The 17358-nt window shown below is 40.6% G+C and carries 19 protein-coding genes and 1 tRNA gene; 8 read left to right on the forward strand and 12 right to left on the reverse strand.

The window, feature by feature from the left end:
- Positions 1–635: amidohydrolase family protein (locus ACM9H2_RS04385; protein ID WP_415488616.1), on the reverse strand; the 635-nt coding region annotated here is incomplete at its 3' end.
- Between the two features lie 176 nt (positions 636–811).
- Between ACM9H2_RS04385 and ACM9H2_RS04390 the strand changes: the two genes are divergently transcribed.
- Positions 812–1447, forward strand: a complete 636-nt coding sequence (locus ACM9H2_RS04390) for a DUF309 domain-containing protein (RefSeq protein WP_415488618.1) — start codon at positions 812–814, stop codon at positions 1445–1447.
- 10 nt (positions 1448–1457) lie between these two features.
- Here the strand turns inward: ACM9H2_RS04390 and ACM9H2_RS04395 are convergent, their stop codons facing one another.
- Positions 1458–2201 (reverse strand): NAD-dependent epimerase/dehydratase family protein, encoded by a 744-nt coding sequence (locus ACM9H2_RS04395; RefSeq protein ID WP_415488620.1) that lies wholly within the window; start codon positions 2199–2201, stop codon positions 1458–1460.
- A gap of 65 nt (positions 2202–2266) precedes the next feature.
- Between ACM9H2_RS04395 and ACM9H2_RS04400 the strand changes: the two genes are divergently transcribed.
- A complete protein-coding gene (locus tag ACM9H2_RS04400; protein ID WP_415488622.1) occupies positions 2267–2617 on the forward strand; it encodes a dihydroneopterin aldolase family protein in 351 nt (116 codons plus the stop codon).
- Between the two features lie 22 nt (positions 2618–2639).
- On the opposite strand, the gene ACM9H2_RS04405 is transcribed toward ACM9H2_RS04400, so the two are convergent.
- The 4 genes from ACM9H2_RS04405 to ACM9H2_RS04420 all read right to left on the reverse strand — a co-directional run bounded on the left by ACM9H2_RS04405 (position 2640) and on the right by ACM9H2_RS04420 (position 5903).
- Positions 2640–3362 (reverse strand): creatininase family protein, encoded by a 723-nt coding sequence (locus tag ACM9H2_RS04405; RefSeq protein ID WP_415488623.1) that lies wholly within the window; start codon positions 3360–3362, stop codon positions 2640–2642.
- A gap of 67 nt (positions 3363–3429) precedes the next feature.
- Complete coding sequence (locus ACM9H2_RS04410; RefSeq protein ID WP_415488625.1) at positions 3430–5259, reverse strand: ABC transporter ATP-binding protein; 1830 nt, start codon at positions 5257–5259, stop codon at positions 3430–3432.
- Between the two features lie 47 nt (positions 5260–5306).
- On the reverse strand, positions 5307–5822 hold the full coding sequence (locus ACM9H2_RS04415; protein WP_415488627.1) for a DUF192 domain-containing protein: 516 nt from the start codon (positions 5820–5822) through the stop codon (positions 5307–5309).
- Between the two features lie 6 nt (positions 5823–5828).
- Positions 5829–5903, reverse strand: a tRNA-Val gene (locus ACM9H2_RS04420).
- 113 nt (positions 5904–6016) lie between these two features.
- On the opposite strand from ACM9H2_RS04420, the gene ACM9H2_RS04425 reads away from it, so the two are divergent.
- From ACM9H2_RS04425 to ACM9H2_RS04440, 4 genes are all read left to right on the forward strand, one after another.
- The gene (locus tag ACM9H2_RS04425) at positions 6017–7213 is read left to right on the forward strand and encodes an MFS transporter (RefSeq protein ID WP_415488629.1); all 1197 of its coding nucleotides are present in this window, start codon (positions 6017–6019) and stop codon (positions 7211–7213) included.
- A gap of 85 nt (positions 7214–7298) precedes the next feature.
- Positions 7299–8162: an FAD binding domain-containing protein gene (locus tag ACM9H2_RS04430; RefSeq protein WP_415488631.1), complete on the forward strand. Its 864-nt coding sequence runs from the start codon at positions 7299–7301 to the stop codon at positions 8160–8162.
- Entirely contained in the window at positions 8162–8626 is a 465-nt protein-coding gene (locus ACM9H2_RS04435) for a (2Fe-2S)-binding protein (RefSeq protein WP_415488633.1), read from the forward strand. The genes ACM9H2_RS04430 and ACM9H2_RS04435 overlap by 1 nt, the downstream gene beginning before the upstream one ends.
- A 4-nt stretch (positions 8627–8630) precedes the next feature.
- Positions 8631–11024, forward strand: coding sequence for a xanthine dehydrogenase family protein molybdopterin-binding subunit (locus tag ACM9H2_RS04440; RefSeq protein WP_415488635.1), 2394 nt, complete (start codon positions 8631–8633; stop codon positions 11022–11024).
- Between the two features lie 23 nt (positions 11025–11047).
- On the opposite strand, the gene ACM9H2_RS04445 is transcribed toward ACM9H2_RS04440, so the two are convergent.
- The gene (locus tag ACM9H2_RS04445) at positions 11048–12040 is read right to left on the reverse strand and encodes a hypothetical protein (protein ID WP_415488637.1); all 993 of its coding nucleotides are present in this window, start codon (positions 12038–12040) and stop codon (positions 11048–11050) included.
- 108 nt (positions 12041–12148) lie between these two features.
- Between ACM9H2_RS04445 and ACM9H2_RS04450 the strand changes: the two genes are divergently transcribed.
- Positions 12149–12865, forward strand: a complete 717-nt coding sequence (locus tag ACM9H2_RS04450) for a hypothetical protein (RefSeq protein WP_415488639.1) — start codon at positions 12149–12151, stop codon at positions 12863–12865.
- A 65-nt stretch (positions 12866–12930) separates the two neighbouring features.
- Here ACM9H2_RS04450 and ACM9H2_RS04455 read toward each other — a convergent pair whose 3' ends face one another.
- Genes ACM9H2_RS04455 through ACM9H2_RS04465 form a run of 3 tightly spaced genes read right to left on the reverse strand, consistent with a single transcriptional unit; the run spans position 12931 to position 15010 of the window.
- On the reverse strand, positions 12931–13374 hold the full coding sequence (locus ACM9H2_RS04455; RefSeq protein ID WP_415488641.1) for a DCC1-like thiol-disulfide oxidoreductase family protein: 444 nt from the start codon (positions 13372–13374) through the stop codon (positions 12931–12933).
- Entirely contained in the window at positions 13371–14204 is an 834-nt protein-coding gene (locus tag ACM9H2_RS04460) for a class 1 fructose-bisphosphatase (RefSeq protein WP_415488643.1), read from the reverse strand. The genes ACM9H2_RS04455 and ACM9H2_RS04460 overlap by 4 nt, the downstream gene beginning before the upstream one ends.
- Complete coding sequence (locus ACM9H2_RS04465) at positions 14201–15010, reverse strand: class I fructose-bisphosphate aldolase (RefSeq protein ID WP_415488645.1); 810 nt, start codon at positions 15008–15010, stop codon at positions 14201–14203. Before ACM9H2_RS04465 ends, ACM9H2_RS04460 begins: the two co-directional genes overlap by 4 nt.
- A gap of 110 nt (positions 15011–15120) precedes the next feature.
- On the opposite strand from ACM9H2_RS04465, the gene ACM9H2_RS04470 reads away from it, so the two are divergent.
- Positions 15121–15711 carry a DUF420 domain-containing protein gene (locus tag ACM9H2_RS04470; RefSeq protein ID WP_415488647.1) on the forward strand — a complete coding sequence of 197 codons (591 nt, stop codon included), beginning with the start codon at positions 15121–15123 and terminating at the stop codon, positions 15709–15711.
- Between the two features lie 16 nt (positions 15712–15727).
- Here ACM9H2_RS04470 and ACM9H2_RS04475 read toward each other — a convergent pair whose 3' ends face one another.
- Positions 15728–16468, reverse strand: coding sequence for an ABC transporter permease (locus tag ACM9H2_RS04475; protein WP_415488649.1), 741 nt, complete (start codon positions 16466–16468; stop codon positions 15728–15730).
- Positions 16465–17358, reverse strand: a complete 894-nt coding sequence (locus ACM9H2_RS04480) for an ABC transporter ATP-binding protein (RefSeq protein WP_415488651.1) — start codon at positions 17356–17358, stop codon at positions 16465–16467. The genes ACM9H2_RS04475 and ACM9H2_RS04480 overlap by 4 nt, the downstream gene beginning before the upstream one ends.

Here is a 17358-nt window from a genome sequence, read left to right on the forward strand (position 1 = left end):
AAAGTATGTGTCTCAAGGAATTTTCGATACCCTCTTATGAAGAAGCTATCCACACTAGAGCCTCCTGCATGAAAAACTACAGGGAAATTACGATCGTTGCAAGCTTCGTAAATTGGATCGTATCTTCGGTCTCCAAGAGGGGGTTCGGGCCCAGCGGTGACTAGGCAGAGTGCTACGACTCCCTTTTCATCGGCTACTCGATCGATTAACGCGACAGACTCTTCTGGATCGTGGAAGGGTGCAACTAGCATCGTATAAATTCCTTCAGAGGGATCAACAACTTTATCGAGCATATAGTCAATGAATCCATTTGCAAGAGGGACTGCTATTTCATCACTAGATAATTTTCCAAATGAAAGCATTTTGTTGGGTAGTAAAACAATCTTATCAAGACCGACATGTTTCATCACAATAGGTATTTCCTCAGGTGTCATATCTTTTTGAGGGTATGAAGTTACATTCCTCATAATTCTGCCACCCACCCACCGGTCACCGGTACTACCAGGGATAAATCTACCCCTCGTTGCTCCACTAAACCGTGATTTCCATGGTTCAACTAGATAATTTGAAAAGTCATGTAATGGTTCAAAAAAATGTGCATCAACGTCAACAACCACATGGCCATTTTTGGGCATGTGTTAAAGAAGGTCATTGGAGTTTAAAAAGTGTGAAGATTTGAAATAGACCGAGAGATCCTACGAGTGAATGACCAACACTAAATTTCATGTTATTTATGAAGTGGAGGGTTGTAAGATGTCAATAGACTTGAATATTACCTGTAATCAAGAAAATAAAAGGACAAAATCTACAAATGAGTGAGGATGAGAAGTTAAAGGTGCACTTGGAAGCTGGAATTGCCATTTACAATAGCGGAGAGTACCATGCTGCCCATGGGGCGTGGGAGCGATACTGGTTAAAACTTGAGAAGGGGAGCGAGGACAGGTTATTTTTACAAGGTTTAATTCAATTTACAGCCATAATATATCATGGGACTAATGAAAATTGGAGGGGAATGAGAGGACTCGTAGAAAGTTCGCTTGGGTATTTAGAGAAAATACCAGAAGTGTACAGAGGCGTGGATATTGGACTTATTAGAGAATATCTTATTGAAATAAGTCAGGATGTGGAATCATTCTCCCAAGAAAAAATCCCCATTATAGCGTATAGAGGTGACAAGATGGAATTGGCAGGTTTAGAAATCGAATCTGTATTTCTAGCTGCGGAAGTGATATCAGAGGAGGTCGAAGCATACGAATATGAGATTATTAAAGAGGCGATTAGTTATGCGAGAGGGGGATTTGAAGAGGGAAAGTATAAAAAAATTGAGCAATTGATAGTAGCTTTTGTAAAAAACCCAGATTTGCGAGGGATGGCATATGGGCAGATAAGAAGCAGAGTAGAAAGAATGAGAGAAAGTGGGAAGGATATTAAAAAGCTATTTGGATAATTTCTTAGAATTAAGAAATATGCTCTGCAGAGTTGTCTTTCGGAAAATAACCCAAGATATCTCTAGTACGATCTAAGGAATAATAACTACCATCGTTGTCGGAAACACCATAGACTATTTCATACCCATAATCAGCTTGTAGGCATCTATCGAAGAGATGGCCGCAATCTCGATTAGAAAGCCACATAGATTGTCCACGTGCGTAGTCAACAGGAGGTGCATCTCCGTTTAAATTTCCAATCCTAACGCAAAGGACAGATATGCCGTGCTCATCGTGGTAATATCGCCCTAGAATTTCGCCGATGGCTTTGCTGGCGCCATAAAGATTTCCAGGTCGAGGAAGTTCAGTTCCATCGAGAGGAAATGGACTATCGAGATTGGAAGAATCAGAATTTGGATCGGTTTCATAGTGACCAACTGCGTGGTTCGAAGATGCGAAGATAAATTTTTCAACGTTGGAATTCACTGCGGCTTCAAGTAAGATTTGAGTACCTTCAATATTATTTCGAAGAACTGAGTTCCAAGATGCAGAGGTTTGAGGATTCCCGGCAAGGTGAATTATTGCACTAGCCCCCTCTACAGCTTCTTTTACAGCAGTGGTGTTTAAAATATCAGCAACAATTAAGTCATAGGGAAAATCACTATCGGGAGACTGGTTATCAAGTAGACGCCATGTGTATTGATCATAGAGGTGTGAAAGGATCGTGCGTCCCACATTTCCTAGTGCGCCTGTAAGCAATACTACCTCTTTCATTGAAAGTTAATGAGAGGGGAAAGGAGAAGTAACTTTTTCTTTAGAGGGCAGAAAGTTCAAGTTGTATGAAACCAACGGAAACGGAAATTGCTTGTTTCGAGTCGGGCGTCAAGCTTGGATCGCTATACCATCAGTTTTCAAGTGCCCCTATCAGTCTGAATAATATCGAAAGTTTATCTTCTGCAATTGAAAAATCAATTCAAAACCAGCCACATTGTACAAATGTGTCAGTAGAGATATCAGAAGAGGAAGTAAAAAAATCAATGAATGATGATTTTGGGTATGCAGAATTAAAAGGGGAGATGATGGCAGTTAGAATCGAGATTCAATATAAGGATACAAAGGTTGTATCTAAAATGAGAGTTGAAAGTGGCTATCCACTGATGTTTGTTGAGTCTGTAGAGACAAAGGAATGAATTGAGAAAAAAGAAGACATCATCAAGAAAGTTTGAGCTTTGATACCACTTCTAGAAGTTTAGCGAGGGAAGTTCCAGATTCTTTTAATAATTTTTCCCCGAGATTACTAGACGCAAGAGATGGATCTCCTATAACACCATTTTTTGTAAATTTTTCAACGTCGTATTTCATTTGTGCACCTTGTTCAAAAGACCCCCAACGATCTCCAGAATCGGAACTTGCTTGCGAGATCATACCAGAATTGATGAGATTGGGGAAAAGATGCAATAACATAGATGTTTCAACTTCACCTGCATGGCCCATGGGGAGATCGTCTGAATACCGAAACCAGGTATAGGTAGTTGCAAATGCAGGTTTTGTGGTGTTTCGGGTTATATCGGCGCAAATTTCATTTAATGCGTCGATGTTGCCTCCGTGGCCATTTACTATGATGATTTTATTCCATCCGTGATGAATAAAAGAATTGAGCACGTCCGATATACAATCGCGAAAAGTTTGTGGAGAAAGCCAAAGTGTTCCAGGGAAATTTCTATGCTCCTCAGATACGCCGAAGGGTAGGGAGGGCGCGAGAATGGCTTCGCCTGGAAATTGTTTGATGCCTTCTTCTGCGACAGATTTGGCTAGTAATAGATCGGTAGAAAGAGGTGCATGGGGCCCATGCTGTTCTGTGCTTCCCACAGGAAAAACTACTATTTTTGATGCCGCATCTTTTGCATCTTCGGAAGTGACCTGAGATAGATCCATAATGTACTAAGGTTGTCATTGGTCTTGTAATCAACGGTGGTAGTTTGGGGAGAAATGGCCAGATGAATTAGACATTTCTAGCACTCCAAAGTTCGGAATAGGATCCTTTTTTATTCAATAGTTCATTATGAGTTCCATATTCTATAATCACCCCATCTTGTAAAACTAAGATATTAGTTGAATCCTGTATTGTGGAGAGTCTATGAGCAATAGCCAGAATGGTCTTTTCAGAATGGTGGGTCTTTATAAAATCTAATATCAAAGATTCAGTGGGGGTGTCTACGTCGCTAGTAGCTTCGTCGAAAATGAAAATTGGAGGGTCTTTTAGAAGTGCTCGTGCAATGGCAATTCGTTGTCGTTGTCCTCCCGAGAGTTTGATTCCACGTTCTCCGACGATGGTGTCATATCCATGTGGTAAATTCATTATGAAATCATGAGCCTTTGCTGCTTTAGAAGATTGAATAAGTTCCTCCTCATTGGCTGTGAATGATCCATATTGGATGTTCTCCCTAACCGTGCCGTGGAAAAGGAAAATATCCTGGCCAACATATCCAATTTGGTCACGTAAACTCTTCAGAGATAGATCTCGAATATCATGCCCATCTATTGTGATGGATCCATGATCTATATCGTACAATCTTAATAATAGTCTCAATAAGGTTGATTTTCCAGATCCACTATGGCCAACTATAGCCAAAGATTCACCTTTCCCAGCCTTAAAAGAGATATTAGACAATATTTTGTCTTGAGAATATCCAAAAGAAACATCTTCGTAGATGATTGTTCCAGAATCGACGATTAGTTCAGGAGGGTTGGATTTTTCAGGGAGAGTATTAGTTTCATCGATTAAACCAAATATTCTGACGGTGGATGCCCGGGCCCGTTGATACATATTTATGACCTGTCCAAATTGGGTCATTGGCCAGACCAACTGTTGATGGAGCAACATGAATGTTACAAATTCCCCAGCATAGAGAGGACGGGAGGAAAGCCAGAGTATATCTCCAGATATAACCCAGAATCCCCCGACTAGAAAGGTCATAGAAAATCCAATTCCAGATATAATTTGAAGTGAGGGGAAAAATTTTATTCGGGTTGTGATAGAATCCCAATTGGTATTATAATAATTCAGAGAAGTTTCCTCTACGCGACTAGATTCATAGAATTCGGTATTATAGAGTTTAATTAACTGGATTGCATTTAAATTCTGTTTAAGTCGAGAATGGAGTTTCCCCACACTGTCTCGTACTTCGGCATATTTTGGTTGTATAGATTTTGTGAAGTTATATGTAAAAAAAGCGATTATAGGGATGGTGAAAAGAGAAATTGCGGCCAGGGGAGGGTTCATATAAAATAGTAAAGTTGCAATTCCAATTGCCATTACTGCGAGCCGAAAGACAGAGTTGAAACCATCATTTAAGAAAATTTCCAATCGGTTGACATCATTGGATAGGATAGACATTAATTCGCCTTTGTGTTTTCTGTCAAAGAAACTCATATTTAAATTTTGCAAACTGGCGTAGGTATCGATGCGGATTTGATGTTGGATATTTTGAGAAAATGAATTCCAGCCCCAATTTCTAAACCAATGGAGAATTGCACTGAGGATAAAAGAGAATATAATGAGAAAAACCACAAACCAAAATTGAGATATTGAGTGTTGAGGAAGGGAGGATTCAGAGAAAAATGGAATTAGAAATGGTTTATCTCGTAAAATAATTGAATCTATTGCAACACCGAGGAGGAAAGGAGGAACGAGATCGGATATACGAGCGAATAGATTTGCTATGAAGCCTACAAGAAAATTCCGAATATTGGAGGCCCCATAGAAAAATAATAGACGGAGCATCGGGTTGGAAGAATTTAAAGAAGGAATGGTAGAATCGATGTCATCCATGAGGTATACGTAATATGGATGGCGGAGAGGAGTAAAATTTTCTCGGTTTAGTCTAAGTAAATATGGACGGTGTCACCAGGAGATATATTGTGGTCAAGTGTCCAATTATAGGGCAATTCAATAACCCATTTGCTAAGTCCTTCATAAGGGGTGTAAGGAGGTAGCTCAGGGGACGCATGATGAATAGAAACAATAGTACCCTGAGAATCTATGAAAATAATATCGATGGGGAAGCTCATATTGCGCATTACATAAACATGGTTTGTTTCAGAGGGATGAACAAAAAGCATCCCCTGGTTTTTACCGAGAAAAGTGGTTTGACTCAGACCTATATAACGGGTGATCATAGTGTCTGAAATTTGAAGTTCTGCTTGGGCGAGTACAGTTTCAGAAGTGTCAAAAAAGACCACAGTTGCGGTGGGAGACTGGGCAGATCCATGGAATGTAAACAAAATTGCAACGGCAAGGAGGATAACAAGGATGGTGAGTAGAATGAGAGATGGCAGGGAGATTTTCCTACGTATGTCCCCTATAATTAACCAGATCGAGGATAATTTGGGCATTTAAAATGGGTCGGGCAGGAGTTGAACCTGCGATCCCCGCAGTGTAAATGCGATGTCATAACCAGACTAGACCACCGACCCGTACTACAGTATATTGTTTCTGAATTGGAATAACGATTATGAATGGAAAATGTGGAAAATAACATGATATGGTTTAAGAACAGCGTGGATCGAATATATGTAGGCGAAGTGTGATGGCAAAGAACGTCGGTACAATATTATTTGGAAAGGGAGGGGATGTGATCAAGGATCCAAAAATTCAATCTTTGGTCATGGCAAGTGCCGTGTTAATAACAGAATCTGCAGTTTTAAGTCCCATTATTGCAGATCTTGCTATTGTATTTTCAATTAGTGATGCTAGAGCAGGTTTGCTGATGCTAGCGTACACAATACCCACAGTCATTTTAGTCCCAATGATGGGGATTCTTTCGGATCGGTATGGAAAGAAGTACTTTTTAGTACCCGGTTTGGCTTTATTTGGATTGGCGGGTGCAGCAATTGCCATGGTAAATACATTTGAAGCCATATTGGTATTAAGGGTGTTGCAGTCGGTAGGCCACTCTGCTGCAGGTCCAATTGTAATTGCAATGATAGGGGACCTATATACTGGCGTTCAGGAGACTACCGCCCAAGGGATTCGTACGGCTGGGATAAATATAGGAATTATAGGAATACCAATATTAAGTGCAATATTATTTGTATATTCATGGCAATATCCATTTTTGCTTTATTTAATTGCGATTCCAATGGCCATATGGGCGTGGCGGGTCCTCCCTCAATCGATAGAATCGACGAATTCGTCGATGAGAGATTATATAAATGATTTGATATTGCTGATCAGTGAACGGAGAATGGCATGTTTGGTTACGACATTTGTTATTAGATTTTTACTTTTGTTTGGATTTCTCACATATGTCTCTGTTTTGGCAATAGGAGAGGCAGGACTTGATGTCAAGACAGCAGGGCTATTGGTAGCAGTGAAGGGGATCGTCTCGTTTATAAGCTCCACGCAAGTGGGGAGGTTGTCAAATGTGTTTTCAACTACAGACATAATAATGGGAGGATTCATCATAGGGAGTTTAGGCATAATAATTATGGGAGTATTACCAATTCCATTAGTAATTGCGGTGGGAGCAATACTATATGGATTTGGGGACGGAGTGGTAGCACCTGGGCAGAAAAGTTTGGTGAATCAGATAGCCCCAGAAGGTATGAGAGGAGGGGCAGTTTCGGTTGCGACTACATTCCAAAATTTGGGTAAAGTGGTAGGCCCAGGAATGATTGCACTTATGCTAATTGTATCTGATATTTCAATAGCTTTCACGGTTGTGGGGTTAACAGGTTTGTTGGCAGGTGTCGGACTCATGGTAGGCGTTAAGAGACTGCAATAAATGGACTATATCTATAAAAAAACATCAAGGTGGCATGTCCAAATATATTTACTGATCAGACTCCAACTCTTTCATAGATCATATCATGGGGGAATACCACGTTGCTTCTTCAGTTGAGGATGCCCTAGAAAAATTATCGTGTTGTGAGGGTCGAGCGGAAATCGTGGCGGGGGGACAGACAATGATGTTATTGATGCGTCAGGGGCTAATTGATCCAGATTTGCTGGTTGACATTAGCAAGATAGCAGAAATGAGGGGAATAGAAGAGGTGGGAGAGTACATCGAGGTTGGGGCCGCTACGACATATGCTGAAATAAAAAAAAGTCCATTAATTGAAAAGGAATTTGGATTTTATGCAATAGCGACTTCTGAAATCTCAGGACCTCAAGTGAGAAACCAGGGTACAATTGGGGGGGGGCTAGTCTATGGAGACCCAGCGTTAGATACACCCCCAGTCCTACTGACTTTAGACTCAGAATTAGAGATACAAAACGCAGCGGGGAGTAGAAGAGTTCCCTTGGACGATTTTTTTGTGGATTATTATGATACTGCAATAGAAGATGGGGAAATTTTGACCAAAATTTTGATTCCAAAATTGCCCAAATATTCGGGGGGGAAATATAGATCTATGACTCCGAGGCAAGGAGATTATGCAATAGCGGGTGTTTGTGTGAGATTGACGCTAAATGAAAAGGGAGTTTGTGCAGTTGCACGGATAGGATTAACAAATGGCGGAGACACACCTATGCGTGCGAAAGAAGCGGAAAGAGTATTAGAAGGTACTAAAATGGGGGATAAAACTGTGGAGAATGCTGTAGAAGCTTTGGGAGAAAATTTAGATTTAATGGGAGATGTTCAAACGCCTAAATCGTATAAAGAAATAGTTTTTAAAAGGATCGCAAGACAAACAATTAAAGATGTAAAATCCGAAATAATAGGAGAAGTATAATGGAAGGGATAAGACTAGAAATAAATGGAAAAAAACACGTAGTTGATGTTTCCCCATATAAACCTCTTCGAGACGTTCTCAGATATGATGTGGGATTGACGGGTACAAAAGAGAGTTGTGACTCGGGTGTGTGTGGTGTTTGTACAGTATTACTAGGAGATAAAGCGGTTAAATCATGCCTCATTCCAGTGGGAAAAATGGTCGGAGAGAGCATTACAACTATAGAGGGCCTGTCAGAAGAGGGTGAATTTTCTGTGCTACAGCAATCTTTTATAGATTGTTTTGCGTCTCAATGTGGCTATTGCATCCCAGGATTTATAATGGCGGCAACGTCATTACTGGTAGAAAACTCAGATCCAACGGTTCAAGAGATAAGAGAGGGACTAAGTGGGAATTTGTGCAGGTGTACAGGGTATGTCAAAATAATCGATGCGGTTAAGCAGGCAGCAATTAAGGAAGCGTGAAAGCATGAGTCAAAGTGGTCAAGTTAAAATTAGACTAGAGGGTCATAATGAAAATCGCCATGTCGGAAAATCTATTGCAAGGGTAGATGCACCCGATAAGGTTACAGGCAAGGCAATATATGCAATGGACATCAATCCAAATCGATTGTTACATGCGAAATTATTGACTAGCCCCGTCGCCCACGCTCGGTTGATTGGGGTGGATGTAGAAGAGGCAGAGAAAGTAGAGGGTGTGGAAGTGATAATAACTTATAAGGACGTGCCTGATACTCGCAGAGGCCAATTTATTTTAGATCAGCCGATACTAGCAACGGAGAAGCTTAGATATATAGGAGAACCGATAGCTGCAGTTGCTGCGGAAACACCAGAAATAGCAGAAGAGGCGGTGAACCTTATCAAACTTCAATATGAGGAACTTCCAGCAGTATTTGACTTAGAAGAGGCTTTTTCTGAAAATCCCTGTGCTACAGTTCATGAAGACGTGCGGAGTTATCAATTTGCGAAACAAGGAGATCCTAGATTTGAAAAGAGGGATCATGTGGATGAGGAGTATACAGATCGTCCGAACTTGATGTACACAGATTCGTTAGAAGTGGGAGAAGTAGAATCAGCTTTTGAAGATGCAGATCATGTTGTCGAAGGGAGATATGAGGTTAAATCGCTCCAACACTGTTCGATGGAGCCTCATGTTTCAGTGGGCAGGCGAATGGGAAGTACGATTAAAATTTGGACCTCTCAACAAGTTCCACATAATATTGAAACTGAACTATGTATGGCATATCCAGAGTTGAATCCAGGAGATATAGAGATAAAATCGCCATATGTAGGAGGGGGTTTTGGTGGGAAAATCACTCCGTTTGTAGAATCTATTTTGGTTGGAATTCTGCAGAAAACAGATCGCCCAGTAAGGCTCCAATTAACACGAGCGGAAGAGTATATGGTAGGGGTGAGCAGACCTCAAGTTATAGTCAGAGTGAAAGATGGAGTTACAAAAGAAGGTAAAATCATAGCTAGAGATTCAGAAATTTTGTTCAATGTAGGAGCATATAATGAGCAAGTTTTTAGATGCACAGTTAGTGGCCCTAGTGTTACAGTTGGCTCGTATAAAATTCCAAATGTCAAGTATACAAGCTGTGCAGTATATACCAACTTGCCAAAATACGCAGCGTTTCGGGGTTTTGGAAAACCAGAGGTTAACTGGGCAATGGAACGCCACATGGATAAAATCGCCCGAGTAGTGGGACTGGATCCAATAGAATATAGGTTGAAAAATCTCCTAAGAGCGGGAGATATGAATGCGAAGGGGGAGACGCTTGGTAAAGTTGATACTGAAGCTTGTTTGATAAAATCTGCAGAGGGATTGAGATCTATCGACATAGAGAGCAAATATCCAGAATATGATACGGAGGAATGGAAGATTGGCGTAGGCATTGCGTATGGGAACAAACCAGTATCCAGAGCGTCTGCTGCAGCTACCATTAAAGTTCAACGTGATATGAATGTGATTGCATATATAGGAGCACCTGAAATTGGACAGGGGGCAGAAACTGTATTAACTCAGATTATTGCGGAAGGTTTTGACATTGAGTTGGGAAAAGTTAAGATTATTGCAGGAGATACTGCAAACAGCCCATATGATAGAGGACCAACGGGGAGCAGATTTACATACCACACAGGAAATGCAGTTCGGAAGGCGATAGCGGATGTAAAACAAAAAATGTTTGATCTGGCGGTAGGGGAATTTGATGAAAAAATAGATTCTTCGGATTTGAAGACATCAGATGGAGAAATCATTCTAAAAGGAAAAGAGGACAGTAGAATATCTGTTAATCGTCTATTCTCAAATTATGGTCAAATGGTAGGAGTATCAAATACCATGTTAAAAGAGGGGGGTGAATTGATTGGAACTGCTACATATGATTCTAGAAAAGGTGGAAAGCACCATGCTTTCTGGACTCCAGTGGGCCAAGCTGCATTGGTTGCCGTTAATCAGATAACAGGTAGAATTGAAGTTCTTCGAATAATTACTGCGACGGATGTAGGATTTGCTTTGAATCCAAAAAGTGTTGAGCAGCAAATAGAAGGTGCAACGGGCCAGGGTATATCTAGTGCCCTGTATGAAGAGATTATCTATGAAAAAGGACTAGTTGTTAATCCTAATTTTAAAGATTATCGGATTCCAGGGACGATGGAATTGCCTTATGAATCGGAAACTATAATAATTGAAACAGAGGATGAAGTGGGCCCATATGGGGCTAGGGGTGTTGGGGAAATGGGAATGATGGCATCCGCGCCCGCAATCGGAAATGCCATCGTAAATGCCCTTTCTATTGAATTTGATACAATACCGATAACACCAGAAAGGGTGATTGAAGCGTTAGAGAATCAGATTAACTAAAACCAATAAGAGTAGTAGGACAACTACTTTCCGGATACGTATTCTTTTCCTTCTATTTCAGGATCCAGTGTGCTTTTAGCAAATAAATCTTCTGGAGAATATTTTTTAGGGGTAAGGCCTTGATCATATGCATAATCAAGTAGTTTGTCAAGAGTGCGCTGGTTGGAAGGAACCAATCCATACGGCCAAGGATTTGTCCCCAATACCTTCTGCTGGTGGTCGAGATGTTCTTGTGCCCAAGCTAATGCGGTCCACCGAGGGTCTTCTAGTTTTTGTAAGCATATGTCACGTGCTTCGGAGAATGCTTTATAAATGTTTGTTGCTATCCAAGGGTATTTCTCTATCAATGTGTCTCGAATGACCACAGTATGCATTAGTGGAAAATGGTTAGTTTCTTCATAATAGCGCTGTTCTTCTAGGAAAGGATCTTCGAATATATGTTCTGCTCCTTTTTTATGTTTTACAGAGCTCAAACGGGCGGGGTAGAAAGCCCCATCGAGATCTCCAGATACTAGCATTTCTTCAATATTGCGGTCCTCAGAAATTCTTTGAACATTGAATTTATCAGGGATGGTCAGTTGAACGTCTTCGGTGTCATCAGTATACCATTCAACAGAAGTTAAGTCCAGTCCGTATTGCTCTTGTGCTATTCCCCGCATCCAGATACCAGCCGTAGTTTGCCAGGTCCTCAAACCAATTTTTTTTCCTTCGAGATCTCCCGGATTTGTGGAAGAGATTCCGCTATGCTTGAACATATATGAATGGCGGAATCTTCGATGGGGGAAGACAGTGATTGCTGTGAATGGGTAAAGGTCGGGGTGTTTTCGTGAGGCAAGGTAAGATCCTAAAGACATTTCACATATATCGAATTCTCCATGGCGCATCATCCGCCAATGGCGTTCAGGGGATTCATAAGTGAGAACATTTAGATCAATGCCACTTGGTTGTACGAGGCCTGTGTGAAGAGCATATGTCAGGTCATATTCCCCGCAGGCCAATGTCAAATCTATTACCATTAGTCACGATTGGTTTGCTAATGTAATAAAATAGATGCAATCGCGTTGAATGGGGAGGAATTACAGGGAACTTTTAATATAATTGCGAAGTCTATAGGGACAAGTACTATGGATCATTGGCGTCTTAAATTTGGAAAAATTGAACCTTCGGTGTGGAATCATGGAAATGAATTTCGAAAAATGATAGTTGAAGGGGTGGAAATGTATGTCGTAAATATGGGAGTAGAGAGGTTTACGCCTGAAAACCTCTCAGAAGCATTTGAACAGGTATATCCAGCAGCTAAAAGATTGGATGAAAGAGGTGTAGACTGCATTATTGCAGGAGGGAGCCCTATCTTTGCATTGAAAGGTGCAAAAGGAGAGGATGATCTGCTAGATCGTATAAATGCAGAAATAAGAGCCCCAATAACAACTAACTTGAAATCTCATGTAGATGCCATGAAAGCTGTGGGGGCGAAATCCATTATAGCAGTTACCCCATATCCCAAAGAAAGAAATGAGGAACGTGTTAAATATCTAAAAGATCGTGGGCTCGAAGTTGTTGCATTAGCAGGGATAAATCGCAGCGGCCCAGGGGATATAGATGGGGTTTCTTCATCTACCGCATACCGTGCTGCGGTGGAATTGGCAAAAGAAAGCGAGGGTTATGATGCAATATACATATCATGTCCTCAATGGGAAAGTGCTAGTTTCATAGAAGTACTAGAGCAAGATACAGGAGTTCCAGTGATAGGAGATGCTCAGGCACAGGTTTGGAAGGCGTATCAACTAGGAGGGATTTCTCCCAAAGTTGAAGGGTATGGTCAGCTATTCGATACATTGTGAGCAGAAATGATCCAAATTGAAATAATTCAGAATATACTGGCTGAAATGGTAATATTATAAATATGTCATTCCTCGAAGGGAAGCGTCCACGCTTCGTGGAACAAATCATCCAACAATAATAAGGAATTAGAGTTTAGTGGAAATTCACCTTCGATTTTATCTAGTGATTGTTTTCGATTGGAGAATAAACTCGCGGTTTTAGATATTTTATGATATTCTTGTTCTACCAATCGTCCGAAGAGCCCAGGTAGTCTTGCTCGTTCACATAATTCCCGTGCTGCATCAGGTCCAGCATAGATTTTTTTTTCAGAAAGAACGACTAAGAAAACGGCGAATGGTGAATAATTAAATTGGGCTTTCAAGAAGTTTTGGGCTATATTTTCGTGCCATGACACTGCCCCAAGATCTCGAGTTCGTTTCAGCCAGTCTGTTACGGCTGAGCAGTATGGACATTTAGAATCATAGATGACAACAGATGCCAAATTGGTGTCGCGTTCGTACTTAGTCATTGATAGAAAGTGGAAAGTTCTTCAATTAGATTTTTATTCCCAACATAGAGGGGAGTTCTATCGTGCAGATCGTCGGGTGATAAATCTAGAATTGAGATACGTCCATTGGAGGATAGGCCCCCTGCGGATTCAATTATATAGGACACAGGGTGTGCTTCAAACAAAATTCTAAGTTTTCCATCGGGAGAGGATAGGAGATCGGGATATGCAAAAACCCCACCGTAGGCTAATATTTGATTAATATCGCTTATGAGTGAACCGCCATAACGTAGTTTGAGTGTATTTCGAATGCTATCTGCATATTTTTTAAAGTGAGGTTTCCATTCTTTTTCAATCCCTCCAAAGCCATATAATTGAGGAGTTTCTGGCAAGGTTATATTCTCTCGAAGGAGTTGGAGCTGTCCTTGATCAATTATATATTCGTTGACAGATCCAGAATGTGCAGTTACCATTGTGGTAATTGGACCATATAGAACGTAAGCTGCTGCTATTAGATTAGTTCCGGAAGTGGGCAGAGGGGAATCATACACACCGACGATGGTTCCTATCATATTATTAGATAATAAATTAGAGGATCCATCTAGAGGATCTATTGCAACCGAAAGTCCTTCTCCAGAAATTAATACATCTTCACGTTCTTCAGATGCGTAAGATCCAACTCCATCGAGTTCCAGGATTTTTTTTGCGAAGAGGTTATCTGCCCAAATGTCAGCTGCTAATTGGGCATCTCCAGTTGGATTCTGAGTCGTAGAAGAGTCACGTCTAGTGCGCAATTCATTTCGAATTAAGGGGGCGGATTTTGCTATAATATCGAATATATCTTCGATCATGTTAGAGAGGATATGGCGTCCTCGGCGGGCTCGCCACCGTGGACTATCCGTCCAAGTGCTTCTAGCATCTCATTTGCATTCTCTCGCTGCCATACGTTTCGGCCAACTGCGAGACCAGATCCACCGGCATCCATTACAGTTTGGACACTGCTAAGGAATGTCAAATCGTCTACTTTTGAACCTCCACTAAGAACCACTTTTACAGGGCCTGCGGCTTTGACTGCCCACCTCATTGCAGCTTCACTTCCAGGGTATTTTATTTTGGCAACATCTGCACCTAATTCTAATGCAAGTCTAGACGCATAGGCTATGACTTCGTCATCAGTATCGTTTCCGTTGAATTTTTCGTTTATTCCTTGTCCGCGGGGATAAGACCACATGACTACAGGGATTCCATGAGATCTAGCTTGTTCCTGGGCCAATCTGAATTCTTCTGCCATTTCAACCTCATGGTTTGATCCCCCGTACAAGGTAAATCCAATCGCGGATGCCCCAATTTCAACTGCATAATCAACAGACCAATTTACTGAAGAGTTTGGTTCCCCGACCCAAAGGTTAGAAGTCCCATTTATTTTTGCCAAAAGGGTAACATCATCTTTGTAAGATGGGAAATATGCTTCTGCAATGCCTTTTTGAACTGCTAGGGCTGTAACAGCTTCGTGGCATGCCAGGTCAAAAATGGATTGAGGATCAATAGTCTGGGGTAGATCGGTGAAATCTATAGGGCCATGTTCGAGTCCGTGGTCGTATGCCAAGATTAGAATTTTTCCATTTCGGGATATGGGTGAACTGTCGATTGGTAGCATTTATGAATCAATAAATCCCTTGCTCCACGATAAAAGTTTATGCCTGAAGTTTGAATTCAATAAGCTAAAATTTGTTCGCAGCTTGTGAATAGACATAGGAATTGTGCTCCATGAATAGTTTAAAACGGATCCTAAAACAAAATGTGATAGTATCGACAGGGGTAGCTAGTTTGGCAGGGTATATCATCGTGATAGGGACTTTTTTGGAGATATGGCCAGAAATTCTCTTTCCCGATCTTACAGTGTGGGCAATAAATCGATTGGCAGATGTGATTGCAATTGTAAATTTGACTGCTCTGTGTTGTATAATCATAGGTTGGTACTTTATCATAAAGGGGGATATAAAAAGGCACAATCAGTTTATGCTAGTTTCATTTGGACTAATACTCCTATTTTTAGTGCTATATTTGACGAAAGTTGGAGGCGGAGGGACAAAAGAATTCATAGGGCCAGTATTGGTTCGGTATGTTTATTTGATTATGTTGGCGATTCATATTGGATTGTCGATAGCAGCAGTTCCACTGGTGATATATCAAATAATCACGGGGATGACCCATAGTCCGGGCGAGTTGCTCAGATTAAAATATCATAGAAAAATAGGCCGAATTGGAGCAACCACCTGGATTATTTCATTAGGCTTGGGAGTAATTACATACCTAATGTTGAATCACATTTATGAGTGGAGATTTATCGGAGGTTAACTGATACGATGTAAAATTAATCGCTGTGGAAAGGTAGTAAATAAGAGCTAATTGTAAATATGAGTATATTGAGCAATATGAGTAAAATAAATCCATCAGTTGGGAAAGTTGATGAGATGAATATGTCCCTTGTTGCCCGGGAAAAGGGGGTCAAAGGAGAAAACGAAATCAGTGGCACGAACCAAGTTGGGAAATAATTCAGAGGTATGAACGTATCTGAAAGGAAAAGTAATGGCAAAGCCAGTGAATTACTAGCCGTAATAGCACCATCTTGAGATTTAGTTATACTCCCCAATATGACTCCGATGTTGCAAAATAAAAATGAGCCTAAAAATATAAATAAAATTAAAGTGAGGGGAATGGTAAATGTGAAATCAGTGAGTATTGATGCAATAATCAATACTAGGAGGGTTGAAAATAGACAGATTTTAAAAATGGTAATGGTATGTGCCAAGAGCCACTCTGTTTTTGTAAGAGGGGTTGTGGAGAGTTTTTTGAATAGGGAGCCATCTCTTCCGCGAGCGACAGTCATGGACATTCTAGAAATGGGTGTGAAGAGAATAATTATGGAGATATAGCTTGCAACATAATATGCAGGATCTTCTGAAAATAAACCACTAGTCTGAGTCCCAACAAGAAAACTAAATATAGAGACTAGAATTATGGGGAAAAGAAATGTAAAGAAGACTGCTGTTCTTTTACGCAGGAATGATTTCCAAGATGCCGAAGATTCGGCTAAGATTCTAGTTAAGTTCATGGAAATTCTCCGGGATGATTATTCATCAATTCCATGTAGACGGTTTCTAAACTAGGGCGATTCCACGTCAGATTACTATATTCTACGTTTAGGTTTTCAATCTGCGTTAATAGAGATCCAATTTGGCTTGGTTGAATATTATTGAAATGTAAATTTCCATCCTTAAAAGATGGTGAAAATTCTTTAAACGTGGAAGAAATATTTGAAGTTGTTTTAATAGTAAGTGCACAATCACCACCGAATTTGGTAATTAAATCAGAAGGGGTTCCCGTTGCTATTATTTTTCCATTTGAAATTACCCCTATATTATTTGCGAGACGTTCTACTTCGTGCATATAATGAGTGGTAAGGAAGATGGTAGAACCACTTGAAGCCATAGTTTCGATGAGATCCCATATTTCAAATCTCCCTGCAGGATCGATTCCAGTGGTGGGTTCATCTAGAAAAAGAATTTCGGGGTCATTGAGGATTGAAATTCCAACGCAAATTCTTCTTTTTTGCCCACCAGATAGTTCATAAAATTTCTTGTTTGATTGGGAAGACAAGCCCACCTTTTCTAAGATGCGAGTGGGGTCGGTTTTAATCCCATATAGGCCAGAGAAATAAATAATCAATTCAAAAACGGTTAGATGAGTGGGTGGTTCGAACGACTGAGGTAATAAAGATATTTTAGATTTGGCCACATTAGAGGGTGTATTGCCTAAAATTTGAATAGATCCGGAATCAAAAGATGCTGCGCCCGTAAGGCAATTTATGAGAGTTGTTTTTCCCGCACCATTTGGACCAATTAAGGCAAATATTTCTCCTTTTTTGATAGAAAGGGACACCCCATCTACTGCCAGAATGTCAGAGAAAGATTTCTGAACATCGATCGCCTTGATTACATTCAT

Source organism: Candidatus Hikarchaeum yamanae (assembly GCF_009889665.1).
In the GTDB taxonomy this organism is placed as follows: domain Archaea; phylum Halobacteriota; class Halobacteria; order Halobacteriales; family Hikarchaeaceae; genus Hikarchaeum; species Hikarchaeum yamanae.

Excerpts from the sequence above, each read along its gene's own strand:
- ACM9H2_RS04430 (WP_415488631.1), top strand. The coding sequence starts at position 7,299 with ATGGGGGAATACCACGTTGCTTCTTCAGTTGAGGATGCCCTAGAAAAA.
- ACM9H2_RS04405 (WP_415488623.1), bottom strand. The coding sequence starts at position 3,362 with ATGGATCTATCTCAGGTCACTTCCGAAGATGCAAAAGATGCGGCATCA.
- ACM9H2_RS04400 (WP_415488622.1), top strand. The coding sequence starts at position 2,267 with ATGAAACCAACGGAAACGGAAATTGCTTGTTTCGAGTCGGGCGTCAAG.
- ACM9H2_RS04480 (WP_415488651.1), bottom strand. The coding sequence starts at position 17,358 with ATGAATGTAATCAAGGCGATCGATGTTCAGAAATCTTTCTCTGACATT.
- ACM9H2_RS04435 (WP_415488633.1), top strand. The coding sequence starts at position 8,162 with ATGGAAGGGATAAGACTAGAAATAAATGGAAAAAAACACGTAGTTGAT.
- ACM9H2_RS04465 (WP_415488645.1), bottom strand. The coding sequence starts at position 15,010 with ATGCTACCAATCGACAGTTCACCCATATCCCGAAATGGAAAAATTCTA.
- ACM9H2_RS04455 (WP_415488641.1), bottom strand. The coding sequence starts at position 13,374 with ATGACTAAGTACGAACGCGACACCAATTTGGCATCTGTTGTCATCTAT.
- ACM9H2_RS04445 (WP_415488637.1), bottom strand. The coding sequence starts at position 12,040 with ATGGTAATAGATTTGACATTGGCCTGCGGGGAATATGACCTGACATAT.
- ACM9H2_RS04395 (WP_415488620.1), bottom strand. The coding sequence starts at position 2,201 with ATGAAAGAGGTAGTATTGCTTACAGGCGCACTAGGAAATGTGGGACGC.
- ACM9H2_RS04390 (WP_415488618.1), top strand. The coding sequence starts at position 812 with ATGAGTGAGGATGAGAAGTTAAAGGTGCACTTGGAAGCTGGAATTGCC.
- ACM9H2_RS04440 (WP_415488635.1), top strand. The coding sequence starts at position 8,631 with ATGAGTCAAAGTGGTCAAGTTAAAATTAGACTAGAGGGTCATAATGAA.
- ACM9H2_RS04415 (WP_415488627.1), bottom strand. The coding sequence starts at position 5,822 with ATGCCCAAATTATCCTCGATCTGGTTAATTATAGGGGACATACGTAGG.
- ACM9H2_RS04425 (WP_415488629.1), top strand. The coding sequence starts at position 6,017 with ATGGCAAAGAACGTCGGTACAATATTATTTGGAAAGGGAGGGGATGTG.
- ACM9H2_RS04460 (WP_415488643.1), bottom strand. The coding sequence starts at position 14,204 with ATGATCGAAGATATATTCGATATTATAGCAAAATCCGCCCCCTTAATT.
- ACM9H2_RS04475 (WP_415488649.1), bottom strand. The coding sequence starts at position 16,468 with ATGAACTTAACTAGAATCTTAGCCGAATCTTCGGCATCTTGGAAATCA.
- ACM9H2_RS04450 (WP_415488639.1), top strand. The coding sequence starts at position 12,149 with ATGGATCATTGGCGTCTTAAATTTGGAAAAATTGAACCTTCGGTGTGG.
- ACM9H2_RS04470 (WP_415488647.1), top strand. The coding sequence starts at position 15,121 with ATGAATAGTTTAAAACGGATCCTAAAACAAAATGTGATAGTATCGACA.
- ACM9H2_RS04410 (WP_415488625.1), bottom strand. The coding sequence starts at position 5,259 with ATGGATGACATCGATTCTACCATTCCTTCTTTAAATTCTTCCAACCCG.